Source organism: Pseudomonas sp. 2848 (assembly GCF_003253945.1).
Classification (GTDB): domain Bacteria; phylum Pseudomonadota; class Gammaproteobacteria; order Pseudomonadales; family Pseudomonadaceae; genus Aquipseudomonas.
In genome coordinates this window covers 50,228-62,862 of the sequence record NZ_QKZD01000016.1, presented here as the reverse complement: position 1 = coordinate 62,862, position 12,635 = coordinate 50,228, and the positions used below count along the sequence as shown (strand labels likewise).

At 62.4% G+C, this 12,635-nt stretch carries 8 protein-coding genes and 1 pseudogene; 7 read left to right on the top strand and 2 right to left on the bottom strand.

The window, feature by feature from the left end:
• Positions 1-71: 71 nt before the first annotated feature.
• On the top strand, positions 72-536 hold the full coding sequence (bfr, locus tag DFS21_RS24125; RefSeq protein ID WP_028690240.1) for a bacterioferritin: 465 nt from the start codon (positions 72-74) through the stop codon (positions 534-536).
• 72 nt (positions 537-608) lie between these two features.
• Here bfr and uvrA read toward each other — a convergent pair whose 3' ends face one another.
• Positions 609-3,443 carry an excinuclease ABC subunit UvrA gene (uvrA, locus tag DFS21_RS24120; RefSeq protein WP_046857340.1) on the bottom strand — a complete coding sequence of 945 codons (2,835 nt, stop codon included), beginning with the start codon at positions 3,441-3,443 and terminating at the stop codon, positions 609-611.
• A gap of 129 nt (positions 3,444-3,572) precedes the next feature.
• Here uvrA and DFS21_RS24115 point away from each other — a divergent pair, with 129 nt between their 5' ends.
• Complete coding sequence (locus DFS21_RS24115; protein ID WP_110703875.1) at positions 3,573-4,967, top strand: MFS transporter; 1,395 nt, start codon at positions 3,573-3,575, stop codon at positions 4,965-4,967.
• Between the two features lie 9 nt (positions 4,968-4,976).
• The gene (locus DFS21_RS24110) at positions 4,977-5,525 is read left to right on the top strand and encodes a single-stranded DNA-binding protein (protein WP_023629920.1); all 549 of its coding nucleotides are present in this window, start codon (positions 4,977-4,979) and stop codon (positions 5,523-5,525) included.
• A gap of 88 nt (positions 5,526-5,613) precedes the next feature.
• Here the strand turns inward: DFS21_RS24110 and DFS21_RS24105 are convergent, their stop codons facing one another.
• On the bottom strand, positions 5,614-6,117 hold the full coding sequence (locus DFS21_RS24105) for a heme-binding protein (protein WP_256591589.1): 504 nt from the start codon (positions 6,115-6,117) through the stop codon (positions 5,614-5,616).
• Positions 6,118-6,938: 821 nt separating this feature from the next.
• On the opposite strand from DFS21_RS24105, the pseudogene DFS21_RS24100 reads away from it, so the two are divergent.
• From DFS21_RS24100 to DFS21_RS24080, 4 genes and pseudogenes are all read left to right on the top strand, one after another.
• A pseudogene (locus DFS21_RS24100) lies at positions 6,939-7,809 on the top strand (DMT family transporter).
• 153 nt (positions 7,810-7,962) lie between these two features.
• Complete coding sequence (gene fdnG / locus DFS21_RS24090) at positions 7,963-11,031, top strand: formate dehydrogenase-N subunit alpha (RefSeq protein WP_146603173.1); 3,069 nt, start codon at positions 7,963-7,965, stop codon at positions 11,029-11,031.
• Positions 11,031-11,981: a formate dehydrogenase subunit beta gene (gene fdxH, locus DFS21_RS24085; RefSeq protein WP_038707246.1), complete on the top strand. Its 951-nt coding sequence runs from the start codon at positions 11,031-11,033 to the stop codon at positions 11,979-11,981. Before fdnG ends, fdxH begins: the two co-directional genes overlap by 1 nt.
• Positions 11,978-12,634: a formate dehydrogenase subunit gamma gene (locus tag DFS21_RS24080; RefSeq protein ID WP_111533289.1), complete on the top strand. Its 657-nt coding sequence runs from the start codon at positions 11,978-11,980 to the stop codon at positions 12,632-12,634. The genes fdxH and DFS21_RS24080 overlap by 4 nt, the downstream gene beginning before the upstream one ends.
• Position 12,635 lies beyond the last annotated feature (1 nt).

Below are 12,635 nucleotides of genomic sequence, written 5' to 3'. Positions count from 1 at the left end.
TTTTCAGTGACCGCGAGCAAAACCTGGTTCACACTAGCCCTATTGACGTATTCACACGGAGAAGCAGGGCGATGCAAGGTCACCCGGACGTAATCAACTATCTCGTCACGTTGCTGAAGGGCGAACTGGCAGCACGCGATCAGTACTTCATTCACTCGCGCATGTACGAAGACTGGGGCCTGACCAAGCTCTATGAACGTATCAACCACGAGATGGAAGAAGAGACGCAGCACGCCGATGCCCTGATGCGCCGTATCCTCATGCTCGAAGGTACTCCGGACATGCGCGCCGACGACCTGGAAGTGGGCAGCACCGTGCCGGAGATGATCGAGGCCGACCTCAAGCTCGAGTACAAGGTACGTGCCGCGCTGTGCAAGGGCATCGAGCTGTGCGAACTGCACAAGGACTACATCAGCCGCGACATCCTGCGCGCGCAGCTGGCCGACACCGAAGAAGATCATACCTACTGGCTGGAGAAGCAGCAGGGTCTGATCAAGGCGATCGGCCTGGAGAACTACCTGCAGTCGCAGATGTAAGTTATCCACAGCCCTACGAAAAAGCCCCTGCCACCGACGGTACCAGGGGCTTTTTCATGTCAGCGACTCCACTCAGGCCCGGTCACGCTCCAGCAGTGGCTTGAGGTAGTGGCCGGTGTACGACTGCTTCATCTTGCTCAGCTCTTCTGGCGTGCCACAGGCAATGATCTGGCCGCCTTTGGACCCACCTTCCGGCCCCAAATCCACCAGCCAGTCGGCGGTCTTGATCACATCCAGGTTGTGCTCGATGACCACCACGGTGTTGCCGTGGTCACGCAGGCGGTGCAGCACGTCCAGCAGTTGCTGGATATCGGCGAAGTGCAGGCCGGTGGTCGGCTCGTCGAGGATGTACAGGGTCTTGCCTGTGTCGCGCTTGGACAGCTCGCGGGACAGCTTGACCCGCTGCGCTTCGCCGCCCGACAGCGTGGTCGCCGATTGCCCCAGCTTGATGTACGACAGGCCCACATCCATCAGGGTCTGCAGCTTGCGCGCCAGGGCCGGCACCGCGTCGAAGAACTCGCGGGCATCCTCGATGGTCATTTCCAGCACCTCGTGGATGTTCTTGCCCTTGTACTTGATCTCCAGGGTTTCGCGGTTGTAGCGCTTGCTCTTGCACACGTCGCACGGCACGTAGATGTCCGGCAGGAAGTGCATCTCCACCTTGATCAGGCCGTCGCCCTGGCAGGCCTCGCAGCGCCCACCCTTGACGTTGAACGAGAAGCGCCCTGGGCCGTATCCGCGCGAACGCGATTCCGGCACCCCGGCGAACAGCTCGCGGATCGGCGTGAAGATGCCGGTGTAGGTAGCCGGGTTCGACCGTGGCGTACGGCCGATCGGGCTCTGGTCGATATCGACCACCTTGTCCAGGTGCTGCAGGCCATCGACGCTGGCGTGCGGCGCCGCTTCCAGGCTGCTTGCCCCGTTTAGCGCAGTAGCGGCCAGGGGGAACAGGGTGTTGTTGATCAGCGTCGATTTGCCCGAGCCGGACACACCGGTCACGCAGGTCAGCAGGCCGATCGGCACTTCCAGGTCGACGTTCTGCAGGTTGTTGCCGCGCGCGCCCTTGAGTTTGAGCGACAGCTTCTTGTTGCGCGGGGTGCGCTTGGCCGGCACGACGATCTTCTTGCGTCCGGACAGGTATTTGCCAGTCAGCGAGTCGGGATGCGCCATCACCTCCTCGGGCGAGCCCTCGGCGACGATCTGCCCGCCATGCACGCCAGCGCCCGGGCCGATGTCCACCACGTAGTCGGCCAGGCGGATGGCGTCCTCGTCGTGCTCGACCACGATCACCGTGTTACCCAGGTCGCGCAGGTGGTTGAGCGTTGCCAGCAAGCGGTCGTTATCGCGCTGGTGCAGGCCGATCGAGGGCTCGTCGAGGATGTACATCACGCCCACCAGGCCTGCGCCGATCTGGCTGGCCAGGCGGATACGCTGGGCCTCGCCGCCAGACAGGGTATCGGCGCTGCGGTCCAGGGTCAGATAGTCGAGGCCGACGTTGACCAGGAACTGCAGGCGTTCGCAGATTTCCTTGAGAATCTTCGCCGCGATCTCGCCACGGCGGCCGGTGAGGCTCAGCGCGCCGAAGTAATTGCTGGCTTCGCCGATCGGCAGGTTGGTCACTGCCGGCAGGGTCTTCTCACCCACCCAGACGTGGCGCGCTTCGCGGCGCAGGCGGGTGCCGCGGCAATCAGGGCAGGGCTGGGTGCCGAGGAACTTGGCCAGCTCTTCACGCACGGTGGCCGACTCGGTCTCGCGATAGCGACGCTCAAGGTTCGGCACGATGCCTTCGAACGGGTGCGAGCGCTTGACGATGTCGCCACGGTCGTTGAGGTACTTGAAGTCGACACTCTGCTTGCCACTGCCTTGCAGGATGACCTTCTGGTGCTCGGCGGACAGCTCGCCGAACGGTTCCTCCAGGCTGAAGCCGTAATGCGCGGCCAGCGAGCCGAGCATCTGGAAGTAATAGACGTTGCGCCGGTCCCAGCCGCGAATCGCGCCTTCGGCCAAGGTCAGCTCAGCGTTGACCAGGCGCTTGGTGTCGAAAAACTGCTTGACCCCCAGGCCATCGCAGGTCGGGCAGGCGCCAGCCGGGTTGTTGAAGGAGAACAGCTTCGGCTCCAGCTCGCTGATCGCGTGGCCGCACACCGGGCAGGCGAAGCGCGCCGAGAAGATCACTTCTTCGCCTTCCTCGTCGTCCATCGGCGCTACCAGGGCGATGCCGTCGGCCAGCTTGAGCGCGGTCTCGAAGGACTCGGCCAGGCGCTGCTGCAGGTCGGCGCGGACCTTGAAACGGTCTACCACCACATCAATGCTGTGTTTCTTCTGTTTGTCGAGCTTGGGCAACTCGTCGAGCTCGTACAGCTTGCCGTTGACCCGGGCGCGTACGAAACCCTGGGCGCGCAGCTCGTCGAACACCGCCAGGTGCTCACCCTTGCGCTCGCGGATAACCGGCGCCAACAGCATCAGCTTGCTGCCTTCGGGCTTTTCCAGCACCAGGTCGACCATCTGGCTGATCGTTTGCGCCTCAAGCGGGATGTCATGGTCCGGGCAGCGTGGGGTGCCGACGCGGGCATAGAGCAGGCGCAGGTAGTCGTAGATCTCGGTGATGGTGCCGACGGTCGAGCGCGGGTTGTGCGAGGTCGACTTCTGCTCGATGGAGATGGCCGGCGACAATCCTTCGATGGTGTCGACGTCGGGTTTTTCCATCATCGACAGGAACTGCCGGGCATAGGCCGACAGCGACTCGACATAGCGGCGCTGGCCTTCGGCGTACAGCGTGTCGAACGCCAGCGAGGACTTGCCGGACCCGGACAGGCCGGTGATCACGATCAGTTTGTCCCGGGGCAGGGTCAGGTCGATGTTCTTCAGGTTGTGGGTACGCGCCCCACGGATCAGGATCTTGTCCACTACGGCCTCGCTCGGCGGGCATAAACAAAGCAGTATACGGCGCGCTGCCAGTACGCGGCAAAGCGTCGCGTATATGCCGTCAAGGCGTCGGACTGATAGAATCGCCGCCGGTTCACACGAGGTTAATCCATGCACGACACCCACAACGAGCGCATGAGTGGCAGCGAAACCCGCGCCGCGAGCGGCCTGGCCCTGGTCTTTGCCTTTCGTATGCTGGGCATGTTCATGGTGCTGCCGGTGCTCGCCACCTACGGCATGGACCTGGCCGGCGCCACGCCTGCACTGATCGGCCTGGCCATCGGCGCCTATGGTCTGACGCAAGCGGTGCTGCAGATTCCGTTCGGGGTGATTTCCGACCGCATCGGTCGCCGGCCAGTGATCTATGTGGGGCTGGTGATCTTCGCCCTGGGCAGTGTGCTGGCGGCCCAGGCCGACTCGATCTGGGGGGTTATCGCTGGGCGCATCCTGCAGGGCGCGGGGGCGATTTCCGCGGCGGTCATGGCGCTGTTGTCCGACCTGACCCGCGAACAGCACCGGACCAAGGCCATGGCCATGATCGGCATGAGCATCGGCTTGTCGTTCGCCGTGGCGATGGTGGTCGGCCCGCTGTTGACCCGCGCCTTTGGTTTGTCAGGATTGTTCCTGGCCACTGCAGGACTTGCCCTGGTCGGCATCGCGCTGATCGCTTTCGTCGTGCCCAGCTCGCACAGTGTGCTGAGTCATCGCGAGTCCGGTGTCGCCCGTCAGGCCCTCGGCCCGACCCTGCGCAATCCGGACCTTCTACGCCTGGACATCAGTATTTTCGTGCTGCACGCGATCCTGATGGCCAGCTTCGTGGCGCTGCCGCTGGCCTTCGTCGAGCGCGGCGGGCTGCCCAAGGAGCAGCACTGGTGGGTGTACCTGACCGCGCTGCTGGTTTCATTTTTTGCAATGATCCCCTTCATCATCTACGGGGAAAAGAAGCGCAAGATGAAACGCGTGTTGCTCGGCGCGGTCGGTGTCCTGCTGCTGGTGGAGGTGTTCTTCTGGCAGTGGGCTGACAACTTGCGCGGACTGGTGATCGGCACCGTGGTATTCTTTACTGCATTCAACCTGCTGGAGGCATCCTTGCCTTCGCTGGTCAGCAAGGTGTCGCCTGCCGGCGGCAAGGGCACGGCGATGGGGGTCTACTCCACCAGCCAGTTCCTTGGCGCGGCACTGGGTGGCATCCTCGGTGGCTGGTTGTTCCAGCACGGTGGCTTGAGCATGGTGTTCCTCGGCTGCGCTGGCTTGTGCGCCTTCTGGCTGCTGACGGCGTTGCGCATGAACGAGCCGCCGTACGTGACCAGCCTGCGCATGCCGCTGACGCCGGAAGCGGTCCGGGAAGCCGGGCTGACCGAGCGCCTGATGGCCGTGCCGGGTGTGACCGACGCTGTGGTGGTGGCAGAAGAAGCCGCCATCTATATCAAACTGGATACGAAAATTTTGGACCGTGCGACCCTCGAGCGTCTGGTGAACCCAGCCTCTTCGGCGTGCGAAGCCTAGGAGAACGTTATGGCCCGTGGGGTTAACAAAGTCATTCTGGTCGGTACTTGCGGTCAGGATCCCGAAGTCCGCTACCTGCCCAACGGTAACGCCGTGACCAACCTGAGCCTGGCCACCAGCGAGCAGTGGACCGACAAGCAGTCGGGCCAGAAGGTCGAGCGCACCGAGTGGCACCGTGTCTCGCTGTTCGGCAAGGTCGCCGAAATCGCCGGCGAATACCTGCGCAAGGGTTCGCAGTGCTACATCGAGGGCAAGCTGCAGACCCGCGAGTGGGAAAAGGACGGCATCAAGCGCTACACCACCGAGATCATCGTCGACATCAACGGCACCATGCAGCTGCTCGGCGGTCGTCCGCAGGGCCAGCAGGGCGGTGGCGACCAGTACAACCAGGGTGGTGGCAACAACTACAACCAGGGCGGTCAGCAGCAACAGTACAACCAGGCCCCACGCCAACAGGCCCAGCGCCCGCAACAAGCGCCGCAGCGCCCAGCGCCGCAACAGCCGGCTCCGCAGCCTGCCGCTGACTTCGACAGCTTCGACGACGATATTCCGTTCTGATCCTTTCCTGTGGGCACTAGGTACCACAGGTGAACGGAGCTGTGACAAGAAACCCGCTTCAGGCATGAAGCGGGTTTCTTTTTGCCTGTCAGCTTTCTTCGAGCGCCGCCTGGGCAAATTGTGCATCAAGCTCTGGTGTTGCTCCGCTGATGCCTATACCGCCGATATGCCTGCCGTTCGCATCAATGATTGGCAACCCGCCTTCCAGCAAAGTGAAACCGGGCAGCGAAGCGTAGGAATTGGCTGGCAACCCAGCGCTGCGTTCACCCAGCGAGCGGGATGAAAGTGGAAAGCGTGCAGATGTAGCGGCTTTGAGCTGCGCGACCTGGATGCTGCCGCTGCTGGTGCCGTCCATGCGGTGGAAATGCTTCAGGTTGCCGTGGTTGTCGACGATGCTGATGACGATGGCGAAGCCTTGGGCGCGGGCGGCGCGTTCAGCGGCATTGACGATGGAGCGTGCTTGTTCGGCGGTGACTTGAGGCGCGGCGTCATTGTTCAGAGAGGCTGCCACGGTGAGGGAGGGGAGTATCGCGGCGCCGAGCAGAAGGCTGCCGAGTGACCGTTTCACGTTCATGATAAATACCTCGTCCATGTGTACTACCAACCTAGCAAGCAAGTTCGTACACTTGGTGTAAGACCTTTCCTAATGTTGTGTAGGGGCATTTTGCTCTGCTACTGCTTGCGCCATCTCATCCTGTTTAAAGATAGCCGTTCAGCTACTCGGTGGTTAAGCACCGTCACTCTGGTAGTTTTGTGTGTTTCCAAGGGGTGAGATTGATCCGAGATGTTGGTTTGGCATTTTGAAATGCATGGTGCATAAGCGAAATACTTAGTAAATAGTTATGTAGGACGGTTCTGAATTTACTTTTTGGGGTGGCCAGGAGAGAGGCGTGGTTTAAGCTGTTGGACTTTCTCTGCTGGGGTGTAAAGATGACCGCTGAAGATAAGCAGGAAATCGACATGCAGTTGAATTCTATTGCCGGAGACTATGTGTAGAGGGTTCGGAGGACGTCTACGCCACCAATCTCTAGGGTGAGGCAGGTGATGAGACTTACAACGGCTGGGTTGTGTGGTCCATCGGTATGAGAGTCGCGCAGTAGGTGTTGTGACGCTGATCTTCGGGCCGGAAATCATTTCATATGATCGGGGAGTTGGACCGAGTCTGATTCAATATGTACAGATGTATCCGGGCCCTATTACAACTATTGGCGGCTTTATAGTTATGCAGGTATTTAGATGATCTGTCTTGCAGGCAGGCCTGATAAGGGGCAAGCACAGCCATGCTGTCTAACTGTGATTGTGATGCGGGATCTTGCCATTGCCGATGCAAGGCTTCCTTTAAGTACCTGAACTTTACTTGGAGAGAGGTAATGGCTATCTATCGTCACCCCCCTTCCATTCAGGAATTGAGGCATGGATGTACTAATGGGACTGCTGGCTGCCGCACTCTGGGGGGCCACCGACTTTCTGGTTGGCATGAATGCCCGAGCGGTCGGCGTAAGGCGGGCGGTATTCTTCGGGCAGTTGTTGGGGCTGTTGTTGATGGGGCTCATCATTGCCGGATCTTCTCAGCAGCTCACCAAGATGGTCGCGGCCCCGACGAGCGTGCTGCTGTTCGCCTGTATGGCGGCACTGTGTACCCTGAGCGGCGCATTGGCGCTTTCGAAGGCGTTCGCGATCGGCCAGACATCGGTGGTGGCGCCGTTGGTGACTTCCTATGGCGTGTTCACCACGTTGCTGGCGTGGTTGGGGGGCGAGGTGCTGGGCACCTGGCAGATCTTCGGCTTGCTGACCTGCTTTCTGGGCGTGGTCCTGGCCAGCCGTGAGGCAAAGGGCGGCACTGGGCAAGCGCCTGCGGGCAGTCGTCTGTCAGTCGGTTTCGCCCTGCTAGCCGCGCTGCTGTATGGCATCAGCTTCTGGGTCCAGGGAAAATACGTATTACCGGAGCTGGGGCCAGTGAACATGCTGGCGCTCGGCTATGGGGTGGGTGTTCTGTTCCTGCTGCCCGCAGCGCTGCGAATGTTTCGAGGTCAGATTACGGTCAGGCTCAAGACCTGGGGGACCTTGTGTGGTGCCAGTCTTTTCAATCTGGGGGGGGTTCTCGGCGTTTTCCTGGGGCGCGCTGCATGGCTCGATCGCAGTCGTTACGGTGATCAGCACCTTGTCTGGAGGCATTGCCGCCATTCTTGGCTTCCTGTTCTACCGCGAGCGTCTGTCCCTGCTACAGGTCGTCGGGGTGGCCCTGGTGCTGGCGGGCGCTGTACTTCTGCACCTGTATAAATAAAGTGGCGATTTACTTACAACCTGATCCAGATCACCCCACTTCCCAGATTCTTGACTAGGCTTAACAGTTGGCGGTCTCTACCCACCGCCACCGTGAAGTCCCTGAGGCGCCGGCCAAGTCCCGTGCGCCCGAGAACCTGATCAGGAGTGCACGATGGACCTCAACCGTCGGCAATTCTTCAAGGTCGCCGCCGTCGGCCTTGGAGGCTCGAGCCTTGCGGCGTTGGGCATGGCCCCGACCCCCGCGTTCGCCGAGCAGGTGCGCCACTTCAAGCTGGCGCACACCAAAGAGACCCGTAACACCTGCCCCTACTGCTCGGTCGGCTGCGGCCTGATCATGTACAGCCAGGGTGACGCGGGCAAGAACGTCAAACAGAACATCATCCATATCGAGGGCGACGCGGACCATCCGGTCAACCGCGGCACCTTGTGCCCGAAAGGCGCGGGCCTGCTGGACTTTATCCACAGCCCGAGCCGCCTGCAGTACCCCGAGGTGCGCAAGCCGGGCAGCAACGAGTGGACCCGCATCGAGTGGGACGAAGCCCTCGACCGCATCGCCGACCTGATGAAACAGGACCGCGACGCCAACTTCATCGAGAAGAATGCCCAGGGCCAGACGGTCAACCGCTGGCTCACCACCGGATTCCTCGCCGCGTCCGCCGCTTCCAGCGAAGCGGGCTACCTGACGCACAAGGTGATCCGTGCGACCGGCATGCTGGGGTTCGATAACCAGGCGCGTGTCTGACACGGCCCGACGGTGGCAAGTCTTGCCCCGACGTACGGCCGTGGCGCGATGACCAATCACTGGTCTGACATCGCCAACGCAAACCTGGTCCTGGTGATGGGCGGCAACGCCGCTGAAGCGCACCCGTGCGGCTTCAAGTGGGTGACCGAGGCCAAGGCGCACAACAAGGCGCGGCTGATCGTGGTCGACCCGCGGTTCACCCGTACCGCCTCGGTGGCCGATTACTACGCGCCGATTCGTACCGGCAGCGACATCGCCTTCATGGGCGGGCTGATCAACTACCTGCTGAGCAACGACAAGATCCAGCACGAGTACGTGCGCAATTACACCGATGTGTCGTTCATCGTCAAAGAGAGCTATGGCTTCGAGGACGGGCTGTTCAGCGGCTACGACGCGGCCAAGCGCGTGTATGCCGACAAGTCCGGCTGGGGCTACGAGCTGGGCGAGGACGGTTTTGCCAAGGTCGACCCGACCCTGCAGCACCCGCGTTGCGTGTACCAGTTGATGAAGCAGCACTACAGCCGCTACACGCCGGAGCTGGCGAGCATGACCTGTGGCATGCCCCAGGACCAGATGATGAAAGTCTGGGAAGAGATCGCCACCTGTTCGGTGCCGGGCAAGACCATGACGATCCTCTATGCCCTGGGCTGGACCCAGCACTCGATCGGCGCGCAGATCATCCGCAGCGCGGCGATGGTGCAGTTGCTGCTGGGCAACGTCGGCATGCCCGGTGGCGGGGTCAACGCCCTGCGCGGACACTCCAACATCCAGGGCCTGACCGACCTGGGCCTGCTGTCGAACTCGCTGCCGGGCTACCTCACGCTGGCCGGCGACGCCGAGCAGGACTACGCCAGCTACATCGACAAGCGTGCCTCCAAACCGCTGCGCCCCGGGCAGCTGTCGTATTGGCAGAACTACGGCAAGTTCCACGTCAGCCTGATGAAGGCCTGGTACGGCGCCAATGCCACGGCGGAGAACAACTGGGGCTATGACTGGCTGCCCAAGCTCGACGTACCGGCCTACGACGTGCTGCGCATGTTCGAGATGATGGGCCAGGGCAAGGTCAACGGCTACATGTGCCAGGGCTTCAACCCGATCGCCGCGTTGCCGGACAAGAACCGCGTCACCGCCGCGCTGGCCAAGCTCAAGTGGCTGGTGATCATGGACCCGCTGGCCACCGAGACCTCCGAGTTCTGGCGCAACGCTGGCCCGTTCAACGACGTCGACACGGCCAACATCCAGACCGAGGTGATCCGCCTGCCCACCACCTGCTTCGCCGAAGAGGACGGTTCGCTGGTCAACAGCAGCCGCTGGCTGCAGTGGCACTGGAAGGGCGCCGATGGGCCGGGCCAGACCCGTACCGACGTGCACATCATGAGCGAGCTGTTCCTGCGCCTGCGCAAGCGCTATCAGGCCGAGGGCGGCGCCTATCCGGACCCACTGCTCAACATCAGCTGGCCGTACAAGGTCCCTGAGGAGCCATCCCCCGAAGAGCTGGCCAAGGAGATGAACGGCTGGGCGGTCAGTGATCTCACCGACGCCACCGGTGCCACGCTCAAGGCAGGGCAACAGCTCGCCGGCTTCGCGCAGTTGAAGGATGACGGCAGCACCGCGTCGGGCTGCTGGATCTTCGCCGGCAGCTGGACCGAGCAGGGTAACCAGATGGCCCGTCGCGACAACAGCGATCCCTATGGCATGCACCAGGTGCAGAACTGGGCCTGGGCCTGGCCGGCAAACCGCCGCATCCTCTACAACCGCGCCTCCAGCGACCCGCAAGGCAAGCCATGGGACCCGGAGAAGAAGCGCCTGGTGTGGTGGAACGGCAAGGCCTGGACCGGCACCGACGTGCCCGACTTCAAGGTCGACTCGCCGCCGGAAGCGGGGATGAATCCGTTCATCATGAACCCCGAGGGTGTGGCGCGCTTCTTCGCCATCGACAAGATGGCCGAGGGCCCGTTCCCCGAGCATTACGAACCTTTCGAGACACCGATCGGCATCAACCCGCTGCACCCGCAGAACAAGAAGGCCACCAGCAACCCGGCCGGGCGGATCTTCGATTCGGTGTGGGACACCTTGGGTACCCACGACGAGTTCCCGCACGCCGCGACCACCTACCGGCTGACCGAGCATTTCCACTTCTGGAGCAAGCATTGCCGGCTCAACGCCATCGCCCAGCCCGAGCAGTTCGTCGAGATCGGCGAGGTGCTGGCGAACGAGAAGGGCATCAAGGCCGGTGACCGGGTAAGGGTGTCGAGCAAGCGCGGGCATATCGACGCGGTGGCGGTGGTGACCAAGCGGATCCGTCCGCTGCAGGTCAACAACCAGACCGTGCACCAGATCGGCATCCCGCTGCACTGGGGCTTCACCGGCGCCACGCGGCACGGTTACCTGACCAACACCCTGGTGCCGTTCCTCGGGGATGGCAACACGCAGACGCCGGAGTCCAAGTCGTTCCTCGTCAAAGTGGAGAAACTCTGATGGCCAGCCAAGACATCATTGCCCGCTCGGCCACCACCACCGTGCCGCCCTCGGTACGCCAGCAGCAGGAAGTCGCCAAGCTGATCGACACCACCAAGTGCATCGGCTGCAAGGCCTGCCAGGTGGCGTGTTCGGAGTGGAACGAACTGCGTGACGAGGTTGGCCACAACCATGGCACCTACGACAACCCTCAGGACCTCAGTGCCGAAACCTGGACCCTGATGCGCTTCACCGAGCACGAGCGCGACGACGGCAACCTGGAGTGGCTGATCCGCAAGGATGGCTGCATGCACTGCGCCGATCCGGGGTGTCTGAAAGCGTGCCCGAGCCCGGGGGCGATCATCAAGCATGCCAACGGTATCGTCGACTTCAACCAGGACCACTGCATCGGTTGCGGCTACTGCATCACCGGCTGCCCGTTCAACATCCCGCGCATTTCGCAGAAGGATCACAAGGCGTACAAGTGCACCCTGTGTTCCGACCGTGTGAGCGTGGGCCTGGAGCCGGCCTGCGTGAAGACCTGCCCGACCGGGGCGATCGTCTTCGGCAGCAAGGAGGAGATGAAGGTGCACGCCGATGAGCGCATCGTCGACCTGAAGTCGCGGGGCTACGACAACGCCGGGTTGTACGACCCGGACGGTGTCGGCGGCACCCACGTGATGTACGTGCTGCACCATGCTGATACGCCGCGGATCTACGCCGGTCTGCCGGACCAACCGGTGATCAGCCCGCTGGTCGGGCTGTGGAAGGGCTTCAGCAAGCCGCTGGCGCTGCTTGCCATGGGCGCGGCGGTGCTGGCCGGGTTCTTCCACTACGTACGTGTCGGCCCGCAGCGGGTCGAGGAGGATGAGCATCCGGCACCTGTGGATAACGATGTCCACCAGGTGGACCCGGCGGTGCATGTCTATGATCCGAACCGCCCGGGCGGGCAGGGGGAGCAGCGGCCATGAACGACAACAAGCCTATCCTGCGCTACAACGCCAACGAGCGGAGCAACCACTGGATCGTCGCGATCCTGTTCGTGCTGGCCGGCCTGTCGGGGCTGGCGCTGTTCCACCCGGCGCTGTTCTGGCTCAGCCACCTGTTCGGCGGCGGGCCGTGGACACGGATCCTCCACCCGTTCATCGGCGTGGCCATGTTCGTGTTCTTCCTTGGCCTGGTGCTGCGCTTCTGGCGCGCCAACTTCATCACCGCCAACGACCGCCTGTGGCTGCGCCGCATCGACCGGGTGATGCTCAACAAGGAAGAGGGCGTGCCGCCGATCGGCAAGTACAACGCCGGGCAGAAGCTGCTGTTCTGGACCTTGCTGGCGTGCATGCTGGTGCTGCTGGTCAGCGGCGTGGTGATCTGGCGGGCCTGGTTCAGCCATTACTTTGATATCGGTGCTATCCGACTGGCGACCTTGCTGCATGCCCTGGCGGCGTTCGTGCTGATCCTCAGCATCATCGTGCACATCTACGCCGGGATCTGGATCAAGGGCTCGATCGGCGCGATGCTGCATGGCTGGGTCAGCCGCGCCTGGGCGCGCAAGCACCATGAACTGTGGTACCGGGAAGTCACCGGCGACAAGACGCCGCACACTCACGGTAGAAAAGAAGGATGAG

What these genes read in the sequence shown, in the direction of transcription:
- fdxH (WP_038707246.1), top strand. Translation starts at nt 11,031, where the DNA reads ATGGCCAGCCAAGACATCATTGCCCGCTCGGCCACCACCACCGTGCCG.
- bfr (WP_028690240.1), top strand. Translation starts at nt 72, where the DNA reads ATGCAAGGTCACCCGGACGTAATCAACTATCTCGTCACGTTGCTGAAG.
- DFS21_RS24080 (WP_111533289.1), top strand. Translation starts at nt 11,978, where the DNA reads ATGAACGACAACAAGCCTATCCTGCGCTACAACGCCAACGAGCGGAGC.
- DFS21_RS24110 (WP_023629920.1), top strand. Translation starts at nt 4,977, where the DNA reads ATGGCCCGTGGGGTTAACAAAGTCATTCTGGTCGGTACTTGCGGTCAG.
- DFS21_RS24115 (WP_110703875.1), top strand. Translation starts at nt 3,573, where the DNA reads ATGCACGACACCCACAACGAGCGCATGAGTGGCAGCGAAACCCGCGCC.
- DFS21_RS24105 (WP_256591589.1), bottom strand. Translation starts at nt 6,117, where the DNA reads ATGGACGAGGTATTTATCATGAACGTGAAACGGTCACTCGGCAGCCTT.